We start from the raw sequence: 15677 nt of genomic DNA, 5'->3' as shown, positions 1-15677 counted from the left end.
TAGATTCATAACCAATAATGTGCTGTTATGTATACATGCAAAAACAAGGAGAGAATGCTTATGTACAAAACAATCATCATGCCAGTGGATGTTTTCGAAATGGAATTGAGCGACAAAGCGGTTCGCCACGCTGAATTCCTCGCCCAGGATGACGGAGTTATTCATCTACTTCACGTACTACCGGGGTCAGCCAGCCTGAGCCTGCACCGTTTTGCCGCTGATGTACGTCGTTTTGAAGAGCATCTGCAACATGAAGCAGAAGAACGTCTGCAAACGATGGTCAGCCACTTCACCATCGATCCTTCCCGCATTAAGCAACATGTCCGTTTTGGTAGTGTGCGGGATGAAGTTAACGAGTTAGCGAAAGAACTTGATGCAGATGTAGTAGTGATTGGTTCGCGTAACCCATCAATTTCAACTCATCTGTTGGGTTCTAACGCCTCGAGCGTGATCCGCCACGCCAATTTGCCGGTGCTGGTTGTGCGTTAATTGCCAGAATAAGTATCCCGCCCTGCCCGGAGCCATCCCTGCAGGGCTTTTTAATGCAATAAAAAAGCCGCCAGGTTTGACCCCGGCGGCTAAGCAATTGCAGGTGAATCTTACTTCTTCTTATGCAGTTTTGGTGCGAATCAGGTAGTCAAAAGCACTCAGAGAGGCTTTGGCACCTTCGCCAGTAGCGATGATGATCTGCTTGTACGGAACCGTCGTACAGTCACCCGCTGCGAACACGCCTTTGACGTTGGTTTCGCATTTCGCATCAATGATAATCTCGCCCATGCGGTTACGTTCGACTGCGCCTTCCAGCCAGTTGGTGTTCGGCAGCAGACCAATCTGGACGAAAATACCGGCCAGTTCGATGTTGTGAATATCGCCGCTGACACGATCGCGATATTCCAGACCTACGACTTTGCTACCGTCGCCTTTCACTTCCGTGGTTTGCGCATTCAGAATAATGTCGACGTTTTTCAGGCTGCGCAGTTTGTCCTGCAGAACCTGGTCGGCTTTCATTTCTGGCGCAAATTCCAGCAGCGTTACGTGCTCAACGATACCCGCCAGGTCAATTGCCGCTTCCACGCCGGAGTTACCGCCGCCGATAACCGCTACGCGTTTGCCTTTAAACAGCGGGCCGTCGCAGTGCGGGCAGTAGGTCACGCCTTTGGTGCGATACTGATCTTCGCCAGGAACGTTCATGTTGCGCCATTTTGCACCGGTCGCCACGATAATGCTGCGTGCTTTCAGTACCGCGCCAGAAGCTGTTTCAATCTGATGCAGGCCGCCTTCAACCGCTGCCGGGATCAGTTTGCTCGCGCTCTGGCTGTCGATCACATCAACGTCGTATTCATCAACATGAACTTTCAGCGCACCTGCCAGTTTCTGGCCTTCGGTCTTCGGTACAGAAATGTAGTTTTCGATATCAACGGTATCGAGGATCTGACCACCAAAACGTTCGCCCATCAGACCGGTACGGATGCCTTTACGTGCGGAGTAAATTGCTGCCGCTGCACCCGCCGGGCCGGAACCAACGATTAATACGTCATAAGCATCACGCTTGTTCAGCTCTTCTGCCGCACGTTTTTCCGCACCCGTATCAATTTTGGCAACGATTTCAGTCAACGTCATGCGGCCCTGACCAAACTCTTTCCCGTTTACGAACACTGCCGGAACGCCCATCACGTTGCGATCGGTGATTTCGTTCTGGAAGGTGCCGCCCTCAATTGCAGTGTGCTTGATGCGCGGGTTCAGTACGCTCATCAGGTTCAGCGCCTGCACCACGTCCGGGCAGTTGTGGCAAGAGAGCGAGTAATAGGTTTCGAATTCAAAATCACCGTCAATATGGCGAATCTGCTCCAGCAGAGACTGCGCTTCTTTCGACGGATGACCACCGGTCCACAGCAACGCCAGTACCAGCGAGGTGAACTCGTGGCCCAGCGGGGAGCCTGCAAAACGTGGTCCCTGGTTGGAACCTGGGTTGGTGATCAGGAAAGACGGCTTACGCACTGGCAAGCTGTTATCTTCTTTAAAGGTGACTTTGTCTGACAGTTCTGCGATTTCAGCCAACAGTTCCTTGATTTCTGCCGATTTAGCGCTGTCATCCAGCGTGGCAATTAACTCAACAGGCTTGGTCAATTTCTCAAGGTAAGCCTTGAGTTGAGTTTTCATATTTGTGTCGAGCATGTTTATCTCCTGGGCTTTAAACATCATCATGCAAGCGGCCTCTGCGGCTACCTGGATGCAGCTTGCATCATGGTGCGGGGAAGAAAATCGGGTGCCGCAGCACCCGATTAATTACGCGATTGCGGAACTTAGATTTTACCAACCAGGTCCAGAGACGGAGCCAGAGTTGCTTCACCTTCTTTCCATTTAGCCGGGCAAACTTCACCTGGGTGAGAAGCTACGTACTGTGCTGCTTTGATTTTACGCAGCAGGTCAGACGCGTCACGGCCAATGCCTTCAGCGGTAACTTCGATTGCCTGGATGATACCCTGCGGGTCAACAACGAAGGTCGCACGGTCAGCCAGACCTTCATCTTCACGCATGTTGTCGAAGTTACGGGTCAGGGCGCCAGTCGGGTCGCCGATCATCGCATATTTGATTTTAGCGATGGTTTCAGAGCTGCTGTGCCATGCTTTGTGGGTGAAGTGAGTATCGGTAGATACTGCGTATACGTCTACGCCCAGTTTCTGCAGTTCTTCGTAATGGTCAGCAACGTCACCCAGTTCGGTCGGGCATACGAAAGTAAAGTCAGCCGGGTAGAAGAAGAAGACGCTCCAGCGGCCTTCGGTATCTTTTTCGGTGATTTCGATGAATTCGCCGTTTTTGAATGCCTGGTTTTTAAAAGGTTTAATTTTGGTGTTAATCAAGGACATCTATACTTCCTCCGTGTTTTCGATGAGATGTAAGGTAACCAATTTTTGCCGATTCGGCTAATGCGTTTCCATTATCAAATCGATAAGTTTTACCTTACAACCTTCGTAAGACAACTTTGTGAACTTTGCACCGCCAGCGGCGATAAAAAGTAAAATGGCCCCCTTTCCAGGTGACCGTGTAATCTGAACTACCCTTTGGTATCTTCAGCGCCTGCCTGCAGGCTGAGGTGTTGCCCTTACAAATGCAACAACGACGTGGATTACAACACCCTCATAAACAAAGGGCAATCACCTGATCTAAGCTCTTACCTATGACAGTGATAGGTTATGCCTTTTACCCGACTTTTGCACTGACTGAAAAGGACAAATTAATGTTAAAAAAGATACTTTTACTGGCTCTGCTTCCTGCAATCGCCTTCGCAGAGGAACTTCCTGCCCCAGTAAAAGCGATTGAAAAACAGGGCATTACAATCATCAAAACGTTCGATGCTCCCGGAGGAATGAAAGGTTATCTCGGCAAGTATCAGGATATGGGCGTCACCATCTACCTGACTCCAGATGGTAAGCACGCTATCTCCGGTTACATGTACAACGAGAAAGGTGAAAACCTGAGTAACACACTTATCGAAAAAGAAATTTACGCACCCGCCGGACGCGAAATGTGGCAACGGATGGAACAATCCCACTGGCTCCTCGACGGTAAAAAAGACGCGCCGGTCATTGTCTACGTCTTCGCCGATCCGTTCTGCCCATATTGTAAACAGTTCTGGCAGCAGGCTCGCCCGTGGGTAGATTCTGGCAAAGTGCAATTAAGAACATTGTTGGTTGGCGTTATCAAGCCAGAAAGCCCGGCGACAGCAGCGGCAATTCTTGCCTCCAAAGATCCCGCAAAAACCTGGCAAGAATATGAAGCCTCTGGTGGCAAGCTTAAGCTAAACGTGCCTGCAAACGTAAGTACAGAGCAAATGAAAGTGTTAAGCGATAACGAGAAACTGATGGACGATCTGGGGGCAAATGTCACGCCAGCTATCTATTACATGAGTAAGGAAAATACACTGCAACAGGCCGTGGGGTTGCCCGATCAGAAAACGCTTAATATCATTATGGGGAATAAATAAAAGATAATTCATGGATGGTTGAAATATATTCCTGCTTTTCAACCATCCTAAAAAAGCATGAATTGCTCGTAACCCACCTGACAGCTATGCTATTTTAGAAAATCTTAATCCAAAGTTAAGCAGAAAAACATAACACATATAAATACAACAACATTATTGATCAAGTGAATGATTTATGGAAGAGACAATACAACGGAGTATGTTATGGCTAATCTTTATGATCTAAAAAAATTTGACCTCAATTTACTGGTTATATTTGAATGTATTTATCAACATCTCAGCATTAGTAAAGCGGCAGAATCATTATATATAACGCCCTCTGCTGTTAGTCAGTCGTTACAACGTTTACGTGCGCAATTTAATGACCCGTTATTCATTCGCTCAGGGAAAGGTATCGCGCCGACTACAACAGGGTTAAACCTGCATCACCATCTTGAGAAAAATCTCAGAGGCCTTGAACAAACGATCAATATCGTTAATAAGTCTGAACTAAAGAAAAATTTTATTATCTACGGTCCTCAGCTTATTTCTTGTACTAATAACAACATGCTAATCCGCTGTCTTAGACAAGATACTTCAATCGATATAGAATGCCATGACATACTGCTTTCAGCTGAAAATGCCGAAGAACTGTTGGTTCAACGCAAAACTGACCTGGCAATTACACTACAACCAGTAATTAGCCGCTCTGTCATCTGCATGCCGTTACATACTATTCGCAATTCTCTTATATGTAGCAACAGACATCCTCGTATTACCGATACCAGTAACTATGAACAAATTATCGCCGAAGAATTCACCCTGTTGATATCTAAATCAGCAGGGATTGACGAAATTCAAATGGACATAGATGAACGTTTTATGAACCGTAAAGTTTCATTTCGCAGTTCTTCTTTGATGACTATAATTAATAGTATTTCTGTTACTGACTTATTAGGCATTGTGCCCACCGAACTGTACAATTTACATCGTGACTTTTTGAAGTTAAAAGAAATAAAACTGGAACAACCTCTTCCTGCGGTTAAACTTTATATTTCCTATAACAAGGCTTCGTTGAACAACCTTGTCTTCTCCCGATTCATAGATCGTTTAAATGATAGCTTCTGATTCATTACCACTGACAAATAATATATTACGCATCAATTAATTCATTATGTGAATATAAAATAATGTGCTCTATCTTGCTTCGTTTATCCTATAATTAGCGGATTCATCTCACGAGTCACCCCGTAACGTTCAGAGAGCGTTTTTAGATGTCTATTTATAAAATCCCGCTTCCACTGAATATTCTGGAAGCTGCAAAAGAACGTATTACCTGGACACTTAATACCCTACCCCGTATCTGTGTTTCTTTTTCGGGTGGTAAAGATTCCGGATTAATGCTGCATCTGACCGCCGAAATTGCCCGACAAATGGGCAAAAAAATCTGCGTTTTGTTTATCGACTGGGAAGCGCAGTTCTCATGCACTATTAACTATGTTCAGTCATTACGTGAGTTTTACGCCGATGTCATCGAAGAGTTTTACTGGGTTGCGCTCCCGCTTACGACGCAAAATTCCCTTTCTCAATACCAACCCGAATGGCAGTGCTGGGAACCTGATGTCGAATGGGTACGTCAGCCCCCGCAAGATGCGATAACCGATCCTGACTTTTTCTCCTTTTACCAGCCTGGCATGACCTTCGAACAATTTGTGCGTGAGTTTGCCGAATGGTTTTCGCAAAAACGTCCGGCGGCGATGATGATCGGCATCCGTGCGGATGAGTCCTACAACCGTTTTGTCGCCATCGCCAGTTTAAATAAACAACGTTTTGCCGATGATAAGCCCTGGACTACTGCCGCACCAGGCGGTCATAGCTGGTACATTTACCCCATCTACGACTGGAAAGTCGCTGATATCTGGACCTGGTATGCTAACCATCAACAGCTCTGTAACCCACTGTATAATATAATGTATCAGGCAGGCGTTCCTCTGCGTCATATGCGAATTTGCGAACCTTTTGGCCCGGAGCAACGGCAAGGATTATGGCTCTATCACGTTATCGAACCGGATCGCTGGGCTGCTATGTGCGCACGAGTCAGCGGGGTAAAAAGTGGCGGCATTTACGCCGGACATGATAATCATTTTTATGGTCATCGGAAAATCCTCAAGCCAGAACATTTAGACTGGCAAGAATATGCATTATTGCTGCTCAATAGCATGCCGGAAAAAACAGCTGAGCATTACCGCAATAAAATCGCCATTTATTTGCACTGGTATCAGAAAAAAGGCATCGAAGTTCCACAAACCCAGCAAGGGGACATTGGCGCGAAAGATATCCCCTCCTGGCGGCGAATATGCAAAGTTTTACTCAATAACGATTACTGGTGCCGGGCATTATCATTTAGTCCTACGAAAGCGAAGAACTATCAGCGTTATAACGAACGGATAAAAGGAAAACGTCAGGAATGGGGGATACTATGCAACAACGATTAACGCAGGATTTAACCCAATTTCTCGCCAGCTTGCCGGAAGATGATCGCATCAAAGCGATTAATGAAATCCGCATGGCGATCCATCAGGTTAGCCCCTTTCGTGAAGAGCCAGTGGATTGCGTTCTGTGGGTTAAAAACAGCCAACTTATGCCTAATGATTACAACCCAAACAACGTGGCACCACCCGAAAAAAAACTGCTGAAAAAATCCATTGAAATAGATGGTTTTACCCAACCCATTGTGGTCACGCATACGGATAAAAATGCCCTGGAAATCGTGGATGGTTTTCACCGCCATGAAATTGGTAAAGGCTCATCATCGTTAAAATTACGCTTAAAAGGTTATTTGCCGGTGACCTGTCTGGAAGGTACGCGTAATCAACGCATCGCCGCAACTATTCGTCATAATCGCGCTCGTGGACGTCACCAAATCACTGCCATGTCAGAAATCGTCCGAGAACTCAGCCAGTTGGGATGGGACGATAATAAAATTGGCAAAGAGCTGGGAATGGACAGCGACGAAGTGTTGCGCCTGAAGCAAATTAACGGCCTGCAAGAGTTGTTTGCCGACCGTCAATTTTCCCGCGCCTGGACGGTTAAATAACTAAAGCTGGCGCAGGCGTTCTGCTGCTGCCAGCAACGTCGATTCCTTCTTGGCAAAACAGAGACGAATCAGTTTATGTGGGAAGGGATCGGCGCAAAACACCGACAGCGGAATCGCCGCTACGCCGTGCTCCCGCGTCAGCCACTGGCAAAACTCAACATCATCCAGCGTAGATACGGCGCTGTAATCCACCAGCAAAAAGTATGTACCTTCGCACGGTAAAATCTCCAGCCGACTTTCATTTAAGGCATTCACCAGAATATCGCGCTTCTGGCGATAAAAGTCCGGTAACGCAAGATAATGCTCAGGTTCTGCACGTAGCATATCGGCAAGCGCCAACTGTGCCGGGGTATTCACCGAAAAGGTCAGATACTGATGCACTTTGCGGATCTCGGCGCTGATGGGCGCAGGTGCAACGCAATACCCCACTTTCCAGCCGGTCATATGATAGGTCTTGCCAAACGATGACACCGCCACCGCTCGCTCACACAATTGCGGATGCGCCAGCACGCTGGCATGGCCCTGTTGTGAAAAATTGATGTGCTCGTAGACTTCATCGCTAATGACAAAAATCTCGTGCCCGGCAATCGCCTGCCACAGAGCGGAGAAATCAGCCTGCTGCCAGACAGTTGCACTGGGGTTATGCGGGGTGTTGAGGATCACCAGTCGGGTGCGCTCGCTTAACAATGCGGCAAATTCCTGCCAGTCCACGCGAAAATGCGGTGGTTGCAGTGCAATACGTTTCACTATTCCCCCCGAAAGCGCGATGGCGGGCGCGTAACTGTCATAGCTGGGATCAAAGCAAATCACTTCATCGCCATTGCGAACCAATGCAGTAATCGCTGCGTATAGCGCTTCCGTCGCCCCTGCTGTTACGGTGATATCGCTGTCGGCATCTGGTTGATAGCCATACAGCCGTTCCGTTTTCTGAGCAATCGCCTCGCGTAATGCCTGCACGCCGGTCATGGGTGCGTATTGGTTTGCCCCCTGGGCAACGTGGTACGCCAGCCGTTCCTGCAAATAGCGCGGACCATCAAAATCAGGAAAGCCTTGCGACAGGTTAATCGCCTGGTGTTGCTGCGCCAGTGCACTCATCTGGGTGAAAATAGTGGTGCCAAGTTGTGGAAGTTTGCTTTGTGGAATCAGAGGGTTATTTGTCATTTTTATTGTGCCTGATGAAGTTGCGTGTTGAAGGCACTATAACACGATGCTAGTATTTGGCAATCAAGACGTTTAGATGTCTAAATAAAACAATAAGGACAACACAACATGCCTCACAATCCTATCCGCGTGGTCGTCGGCCCGGCTAACTACTTTTCACATCCCGGAAGTTTCAATCACCTGCACGATTTTTTCACTGATGAACAACTTTCTCGCGCGGCGTGGATCTACGGCGAACGCGCCATTGCTGCGGCGCAAACAAAACTTCCGCCAGCGTTTGAACTGCCAGGGGCAAAGCATATTTTGTTTCGTGGTCATTGCAGCGAAAGCGATGTACAACAACTGGCGGCTGAGTCCGGTGACGATCGCAGCGTGGTGATTGGCGTCGGCGGCGGCGCACTGCTCGACACCGCGAAAGCCCTCGCCCGCCGTCTCGGTCTGCCGTTTGTTGCCGTTCCGACGATCGCCGCTACCTGCGCAGCCTGGACACCGCTCTCTGTCTGGTACAACGATGCCGGACAAGCGCTGCATTATGAGATTTTCGACGACGCCAATTTTATGGTGCTGGTGGAACCGGAGATTATCCTCAACGCGCCGCAAGAATATCTGCTGGCGGGGATCGGTGACACGCTGGCGAAATGGTATGAAGCGGTGGTGCTGGCCCCGCAACCAGAAACGTTGCCGTTAACCGTGCGGCTGGGGATTAATAACGCGCAGGCCATTCGCGACGTCTTGTTAAACAGTAGCGAACAGGCGCTTGCCGATCAGCAAAATCACCAGTTAACGCAATCATTTTGCGATGTGGTGGATGCCATTATTGCTGGTGGTGGGATGGTTGGTGGTCTGGGCGATCGTTTTACGCGTGTGGCGGCAGCTCATGCCGTGCATAACGGTCTGACCGTGCTGCCGCAAACCGAGAAGTTTCTCCACGGCACCAAAGTCGCCTACGGAATTCTGGTGCAAAGCGCCTTGCTGGGTCAGGATGATGTGCTGGCGCAATTAACTGGAGCGTATCAGCGTTTTCATCTGCCGACTACGCTGGCGGAGCTGGAAGTGGATATCAATAATCAGGCGGAGATCGACAAAGTGATTGCCCACACCTTACGTCCGGTGGAATCCATTCATTACCTGCCGGTCACGCTGACACCAGATACGTTGCGTGCAGCGTTCGAAAAAGTGGAATCGTTTAAAGCCTGACGTACATATTTAGCAGCAGCGCGCGCCGCCTTTTCCACCGTAGCGCGCGTCCTGCCGCTCACGGAAAAACTCTTCGTAGGTCATCGGCGTTTGATCGGGATGGTTAACCCGCATATGTTCGACATAGTTGTCGTAATCAGGCATACCAATCATCAGTTTCGCCGCCTGACCTAAATATTTTCCGGCTTTTGCCAGTGAATCAAACATCTAAACCTCCGGTAATACAAATGCCCTCCTGAATTAAGAGGGCTTAATTGCTATCAACACGCTCGGGATGAGAGTAAGGGGAACGCTCAGCACATTCCCCCTCACTCTGACTTTAGTGCGCGCCTTTCGCCTGCGCCACGATCTCCTCGACATTTTCCGGCATCGGCTCATACGGCGTTTCTTTCGCCGTTGGCTTCGGCTCTTTCAATGCCGCCAGTGCCGTCTTAATCGAGAACAGTGCCAGAACCACCACGACCACCATAAAGAAGATGGTTAACCCGGCATCCAGACGGTTGTTGAACACCAGTTGCGCCAGCTGTGACTCGGTATACTGCGACGGAATATTGCCGCTGTCGATCATTGCCTGGAACTTGTTAGCAATCGCCAGGAAGCCGACTTTTGCATCCAGGCTAAACGCTTTCTGCCAGCCTGCGGTCAGGGTACAAATCAGCAGCCAGGCCGTTGGTACCAGCGCCACCCAGGCGTAACGTTGACGTTTCATTTTGAACAGCACCACAGCACAGAGCATCAGCGCCATCCCTGCCAGCATCTGGTTGGCAATACCAAACAGCGGCCACAGAGTGTTAATACCGCCCAGCGGATCGACCACGCCCTGATGGAGGAAGTAGCCCCACGCCAGCACGCACAGCGCCGTTGCCAGCAGGTTAGCAGGCAGTGAATCGGTCCGTTTCAGGCCCGGAGACACCACGCCCAGCAGATCCTGCAACATAAAGCGCGCAGCACGCGTACCTGCATCCACCGCCGTCAGAATAAACAGTGCTTCAAACAGAATGGCGAAGTGATACCAGAACGCCACATCCATCATGCCGCCCAGCGCACCGTGCAGAATGTAGGCCATCCCCACCGCCAGGGTCGGCGCACCGCCCGCACGGGAAATGATCGACTGTTCCCCCACTTCGCTGGCAATCTGATTTAGCGTATCCGGGGTAATCGCAAAGCCCCAGCTACTCACCACCTGCGCGGCAGAAGCGACTACATCCGCCGTCCCTGCCGGAGCCAGCACTGCCATCGGGCTGTTCATAGCGAAGTACACACCTGGATCGATGATACAGGCGGAAACCAGCGCCATAATCGCCACGAAGGATTCCATCAACATCCCACCGTAGCCGATAAAGCACGCCTGCCCTTCGTTCGCCAGCATCTTCGGTGTGGTGCCGGAAGAGATCAGCGCATGGAAGCCAGACACCGCGCCACAGGCGATGGTGATAAACAGGAACGGGAACAGGTTACCGGTCCATACCGGGCCAGTGCCATCGACAAATTTAGTTAGCGCAGGCATGGTCAGCGTCGGGCGCATAATCAGAATGCCTACCGCCAGACCGACGATAGTCCCGATTTTCAGGAAGGTTGAGAGGTAGTCACGCGGGGCCAGCAGCAACCACACCGGCAGCACCGCCGCCACGAAGCCGTAACCCACCAGCATCCAGGTCAGCTGCACGCCGGTAAAGTCAAAGTACGGTGCCCAGGTCGGGCTTTCTGCCACCCAGCCGCCAGAGATAATGGCGAAAATCAGGAATACCAGGCCAATCACCGACACTTCCCCAATACGCCCCGGACGCAAATAGCGCAGGTAGATCCCCATAAACAGCGCCAGCGGAATGGTGAACGCAACGGTATACGTTCCCCACGGGCTATGAGTCAGGGCTTTCACCACGATCATCGCCAGCACGGCAAGGATAATGACCATGATCATAAAGCAGGCCACCAGCGCTATCACCCCGGCGGTTGGCCCCATCTCTTCTTTGACCAGCTCACCCAGCGAGCGACCGTCACGGCGCGTAGAAACAAACAGCACCATGAAATCCTGCACCGCACCGGCGAGAACCACCCCGGCGAGCAGCCAGATCATCCCTGGCAGGTAACCCATTTGCGCCGCCAGTACCGGCCCCACCAGCGGGCCAGCTCCGGCAATGGCCGCAAAATGGTGACCGAACAGCACTTTCTTGTCCGTCGGCACATAGTCCAGCCCGTCGTTATGGCGCACCGCTGGCGTCATACGCGTCGGATCAACCGCCAATACATTTTTGGCGATATAAAGACCATAAAAACGGTAAGCGATCAGATAGATACAGACCGACGCCACTACAATCCACAGCGCGTTGATCTGTTCCCCACGATTTAAAGCAATGTATCCCAGAGCAAATGCTCCCATTATAGAGAGCACTGTCCAGACGAGGTATTTCCCTGATTTGTTCATAGTTGTTATCCGTGTGCGTGTCCATAGAGATGTTACATTTTGTTTCTATAACATCTTTGTACAATTTAACAACACAGCAACCATATAAATCAGAGTTAAAACCAATATTTAACTTAACAACGTTAACTCGATCACTCCGTTAACCGAATTTTCCTGCAATCTCATTTTATTCTGTCGGGTTCATCCCAAAACCGCTGTGCCCAGCCGACAGGTGCAGCAACGCCGCCCCTGTTCATCGAAAACGACGATTTCCCAGCTCTGATTTTGTCGTCCAAGATGCAGCGGCTGGCAGACACCGCGCACCTTTCCCTCAGACACCGGGCGATGATGTGTGGCGTTAAGTTCCGTGCCCACCACACACTGTCCGTCGCGGGTCATCATAAATCCGGCCATCGATCCCAGCGTTTCCACCAGCGCCGCCGACGCGCCGCCATGCAGCAGGCCAAACGGCTGATGAGTACGGGTATCAACCGGCATTTCGGCTTCGAGTACATCATCGCCCAGACGGGTATACACAATTCCCAGATGCGCCACCATTGTGTTATCGCTGGTGGCGTTCAGCTCGTCGAGCGTTAAATGGCGTTTCCAGATCATGCTTATGCCCCCAGCGTTGAGCCGCCATCGACCACAATATCCTGTAGGGTGATATGGCTGGCGAGGTCAGAGGCGAGGAACAAAATCGTATTGGCGATCTCCTGCGGACGGGCGATTTTCCCTAGCGGAATTCCGAGTTTAAACTGCTCGCCAAAGCCGCGAATACGCTGCTCTTCGGCGTCATCGCTCACCCACAGCGTGCGTTGCATATCGGTGTCGGTGGAGCCCGGCGAAACCACATTACAGCGCACCCCGCTACCCGCCAGTTCCAGCCCAACGCTCAACGCCAGGCTTTTCAGCGCCGCTTTCGACGCGCCATAAGCACTCATACCAATGCGCGGCGTGTGTGCGGCGTCGGACGCAACAGTAACAATCGCCCCGCCCCGCTGACGGCGAAACTGGTTCATGGTCTGCTGGAACAGGTTAAACGCACCGCCGACATTGACCGCAAAAGTCTGCTGCCAGTCCTCTTTACTGAGCTGATCGGTCGCGCCCATGCGCAAAATTCCCGCCGCATTGACCAGCACGTCCAGTCGCTCCGTTTGCGCTAACAGTCGCTGACATACCTGCGCCACCTGCGCAGCATCGGCAACATCCATCACTTCGGTCGCAAAGGGATATTGCTCCTGAGCGAACGCTTGATCAAAACCGGTGACTTTCGCTCCCGCCTCAACAAACGCCAGCGCCGTGGCGTAGCCGATACCTTTCCCTGCGCCAGTTACCCAGACATTTTTACCGCTGAAATCCATTATTTCACCTCGCGGGAAAGTAGCTTCCACCAGGCGTCGATGGTCGGGTTTTTCGCCAGCATGACAAAGTCGATATCGCCATGCACTTTGCGCCAGCGCGCCGCCAGCGCCATCATCCGCACCGAATCCAGACCGTAGTCGATCAGGTTGTCGTCATCGAACGGTTCATCGGACTCGTCCAGCAACGGCAGGATCACCTCACGCAGCGCCGCTTTGCTGGCGGGGATAGGTGCTGGCAGCAATTCTTCGGTCATCACCACCCGACCAGAACGTCCGGCCACATATTTCAGCGACATCAAATGCTCGTCACGGCTGAAATCGGCCAGCGCATCCGCCACCATAAACGGTTTAATATCGCGCATAAATGCGTCCGTTGCGGTGGTCATACAGCCAATGTGGGCATATACCCCGGTAATAATCAGCTGGTTACGTCCACTCTCTTTCAGCATTTGCTCCAGCGGGGAACGATGAAACGCGCTGTAGCGCCACTTCACCAACACCGTGTCGTCAGCATCTGGCGTCAGGCGATCCACCACCTTTTGCTGTTCCGGCGAACGGGTCAGGCCTGGCCCCCACATATCATTCAACAGCGCCCGATCTTCATCGCTCTGCTCTTTCGGCTGGGCGGTGTAATAAACCGGGATATTGTGCTGTTTGCAGTAGTCGCGTAGTGCCGCAATATTCGCGATCACCTGCTCCATCATCGGGCAGTTCTCACCCCAGAAGCTGACAAAATAGTCCTGCATATCATGGATTAACAACGCGGCACGTTGCGGTTCAAAGGCCCAGTCGACTTTATTCTGCGGAATATCGTGAGAATCCGGCAGTGCGTAAGCCTGTAATTTTGGAATAGCCATCGTGTTCTCTCCTTCAGGCTGATGTGCGTGACGCCAGCCACTGACGTAATTGTTTTTTATCGACTTTCCCGACCGCCGTCAGCGGAAGTGAATCCACACACTCCACGCGATCCGGTAATTTAAATTCGGCAATACCCTGTTCACGCAGGAAACGACGCACCTGCACCGCGCGCAGCGGCTCTTTTACCACCAGATAAGCACAGCTTTTTTCGCCCATCAGCTCATCTTCCATGCTCACCAGTGCGGCGTAGATCACCGCCGGGTGGCGCAGCAGCAGGTTTTCGATCTCTTCGGCAGCGATCTTCTCGCCGCCACGGTTGATCTGATCTTTCTCGCGCCCCTGCACGGTGATGTAACCCTCTGGATCAATAGAGATCAGATCGCCGGAACAGTAAAAACCGTTGGCATCAAAGGCGCTGGCATTGTGCTGCGGGCTTTTGTAATAGCCACGGAAGGTGTACGGCCCGCGCGTCATCAGGCGTCCAACTTCCCCTTGCGGCAGTGGATTTCCTTCGGCATCGGCAACCCATACTTCATCGTCCGGGCACATTGGGTAACCCTGGGTATGGATAATTTTCTCCGCACTATCATCAAGACGGGTGTAGTTCACCAGCCCTTCCGCCATGCCAAACACCTGCTGCAACTGGCAGCCAATCTCAGCGGGAATACGCGCCGCAAGCGTGGCAGAAAGACGTGCGCCGCCGACCTGTAACAGTTTCAGCGAGGCAAGCTGCGCCCGGCTTTCGCCTTCAGCCAGTGCCTGCAACCACAGGCTGACTGCTGGCGGCACCAGCGCGGTGACGTTCACCTGATGTTTTTCAATCAATGGGAAGCAAAGCGTGGCGCTGGGGTCGGCAGCCAGAACGACAGTGCCGCCAGCGAGAAAGACGCCCAGCGATCCCGGTGAACTCATGGCGTAGTTATGAGCCGCCGGGATCGCGCACAGGTAGCGCGTCTGTTGTGTGAACTGACAAATCTCGACGCTACGACGCACGCTGTAGTAGTAGTCGTTATGAGTGCGCGGGATCAGTTTCGGAGTGCCGGTGGTGCCGCCGGAAAGCTGGAAATAGGCCACTTCATCAGCAGGAGATGGCGTGGCAGTAAAATCCTCAGCCGGATGGTTAATCGCATCCTGCAAGTTATGCTCACCGCTGTCGTTGAGCAGCTGCACCACGCGAATGGAAGAATGCTCTGCAACAAATGTGTTGAGGAAATCATCTCCGCTAAACAGCGCATGCTGGCGATCGGCAATCAGTAACGCCGGTTCAATCTGGCTGGCGTAGGCGTTCAGTTCACTACGCTGATGGCTGAACAGTGCCAGCACCGGCGCAACGCCCAGTTTCAGCAGCGCGAAAAAGGTAATGTAAAGTTCAGCGACGTTACCCAGCTGTACCAGCGCGGTTTCACCAGGTTTAATGCCCTGACGGCGCAAACTACACGCGAGGTTATCCGCCGCCTGATTCAGCTCCCGATAACTCAACTGCCGCTCGCCGTCGATAACCGCGATGCTGTCGCTTGCGGCATGACGGGTCAGAATGTCGGTCAGCGGCAAATCCTGCCAGTAGCCTTTTTCCCGATAGCGACGGGCAAACTCTTCCGGCCAGCGGGTGAATGGAATGCTCATCCTCACTCC

15 protein-coding genes are annotated in these 15677 nt (G+C 51.5%); 6 read left to right on the top strand and 9 right to left on the bottom strand.

Going from position 1 to position 15677, the window contains the following annotated elements:
* Positions 1–60: 60 nt before the first annotated feature.
* Complete coding sequence (uspG, locus tag ACJHWR_RS07365) at positions 61–489, top strand: universal stress protein UspG (RefSeq protein ID WP_001308472.1); 429 nt, start codon at positions 61–63, stop codon at positions 487–489.
* Positions 490–609: 120 nt separating this feature from the next.
* Here uspG and ahpF read toward each other — a convergent pair whose 3' ends face one another.
* Both ahpF and ahpC read right to left on the bottom strand, forming a co-directional pair.
* Positions 610–2175: an alkyl hydroperoxide reductase subunit F gene (ahpF, locus tag ACJHWR_RS07360; protein ID WP_410226687.1), complete on the bottom strand. Its 1566-nt coding sequence runs from the start codon at positions 2173–2175 to the stop codon at positions 610–612.
* Between the two features lie 128 nt (positions 2176–2303).
* The gene (ahpC, locus tag ACJHWR_RS07355) at positions 2304–2867 is read right to left on the bottom strand and encodes an alkyl hydroperoxide reductase subunit C (RefSeq protein ID WP_000052796.1); all 564 of its coding nucleotides are present in this window, start codon (positions 2865–2867) and stop codon (positions 2304–2306) included.
* 371 nt (positions 2868–3238) lie between these two features.
* Between ahpC and dsbG the strand changes: the two genes are divergently transcribed.
* The 4 genes from dsbG (at position 3239) to ACJHWR_RS07335 (ending at position 7061) form a co-directional block, all read left to right on the top strand.
* The gene (gene dsbG, locus ACJHWR_RS07350) at positions 3239–3985 is read left to right on the top strand and encodes a thiol:disulfide interchange protein DsbG (protein ID WP_001301891.1); all 747 of its coding nucleotides are present in this window, start codon (positions 3239–3241) and stop codon (positions 3983–3985) included.
* A 204-nt stretch (positions 3986–4189) separates the two neighbouring features.
* Positions 4190–5092 (top strand): DNA-binding transcriptional repressor CitR, encoded by a 903-nt coding sequence (gene citR, locus ACJHWR_RS07345; RefSeq protein WP_012311945.1) that lies wholly within the window; start codon positions 4190–4192, stop codon positions 5090–5092.
* A 146-nt stretch (positions 5093–5238) separates the two neighbouring features.
* Entirely contained in the window at positions 5239–6459 is a 1221-nt protein-coding gene (locus ACJHWR_RS07340) for a phosphoadenosine phosphosulfate reductase (protein ID WP_000029771.1), read from the top strand.
* Positions 6432–7061, top strand: a complete 630-nt coding sequence (locus ACJHWR_RS07335; protein WP_000502940.1) for an IbrB-like domain-containing protein — start codon at positions 6432–6434, stop codon at positions 7059–7061. The genes ACJHWR_RS07340 and ACJHWR_RS07335 overlap by 28 nt, the downstream gene beginning before the upstream one ends.
* Here ACJHWR_RS07335 and ybdL read toward each other — a convergent pair whose 3' ends face one another.
* Entirely contained in the window at positions 7062–8222 is a 1161-nt protein-coding gene (gene ybdL, locus ACJHWR_RS07330; RefSeq protein WP_000183920.1) for a methionine-oxo-acid transaminase, read from the bottom strand.
* Between the two features lie 108 nt (positions 8223–8330).
* On the opposite strand from ybdL, the gene hcxA reads away from it, so the two are divergent.
* Positions 8331–9419: a hydroxycarboxylate dehydrogenase HcxA gene (gene hcxA / locus ACJHWR_RS07325; protein WP_001120404.1), complete on the top strand. Its 1089-nt coding sequence runs from the start codon at positions 8331–8333 to the stop codon at positions 9417–9419.
* 9 nt (positions 9420–9428) lie between these two features.
* Here hcxA and ACJHWR_RS07320 read toward each other — a convergent pair whose 3' ends face one another.
* From ACJHWR_RS07320 to entE, 6 genes are all read right to left on the bottom strand, one after another.
* Complete coding sequence (locus ACJHWR_RS07320; protein ID WP_000460431.1) at positions 9429–9626, bottom strand: YbdD/YjiX family protein; 198 nt, start codon at positions 9624–9626, stop codon at positions 9429–9431.
* A 112-nt stretch (positions 9627–9738) separates the two neighbouring features.
* Positions 9739–11844, bottom strand: a complete 2106-nt coding sequence (gene cstA / locus ACJHWR_RS07315; protein WP_001043116.1) for a pyruvate/proton symporter CstA — start codon at positions 11842–11844, stop codon at positions 9739–9741.
* 180 nt (positions 11845–12024) lie between these two features.
* Positions 12025–12438, bottom strand: a complete 414-nt coding sequence (gene entH, locus ACJHWR_RS07310) for a proofreading thioesterase EntH (protein ID WP_410226686.1) — start codon at positions 12436–12438, stop codon at positions 12025–12027.
* Between the two features lie 2 nt (positions 12439–12440).
* Entirely contained in the window at positions 12441–13187 is a 747-nt protein-coding gene (gene entA / locus ACJHWR_RS07305; RefSeq protein ID WP_000347636.1) for a 2,3-dihydro-2,3-dihydroxybenzoate dehydrogenase EntA, read from the bottom strand.
* Positions 13187–14044: an enterobactin biosynthesis bifunctional isochorismatase/aryl carrier protein EntB gene (entB, locus tag ACJHWR_RS07300; RefSeq protein ID WP_000997099.1), complete on the bottom strand. Its 858-nt coding sequence runs from the start codon at positions 14042–14044 to the stop codon at positions 13187–13189. Before entB ends, entA begins: the two co-directional genes overlap by 1 nt.
* A 13-nt stretch (positions 14045–14057) precedes the next feature.
* Positions 14058–15668, bottom strand: coding sequence for a (2,3-dihydroxybenzoyl)adenylate synthase EntE (gene entE / locus ACJHWR_RS07295; RefSeq protein WP_000026787.1), 1611 nt, complete (start codon positions 15666–15668; stop codon positions 14058–14060).
* Between the last annotated feature and the right edge of the window lie 9 nt (positions 15669–15677).

The sequence above is a fragment of the Escherichia sp. WS568 genome (genome assembly GCF_046486085.1).
In the GTDB taxonomy this organism is placed as follows: Bacteria; Pseudomonadota; Gammaproteobacteria; order Enterobacterales; family Enterobacteriaceae; genus Escherichia; species Escherichia coli.
The sequence above is the reverse complement of the archived record's forward strand: the minus strand, read 5'-3'. Positions and strand labels throughout refer to the sequence as shown.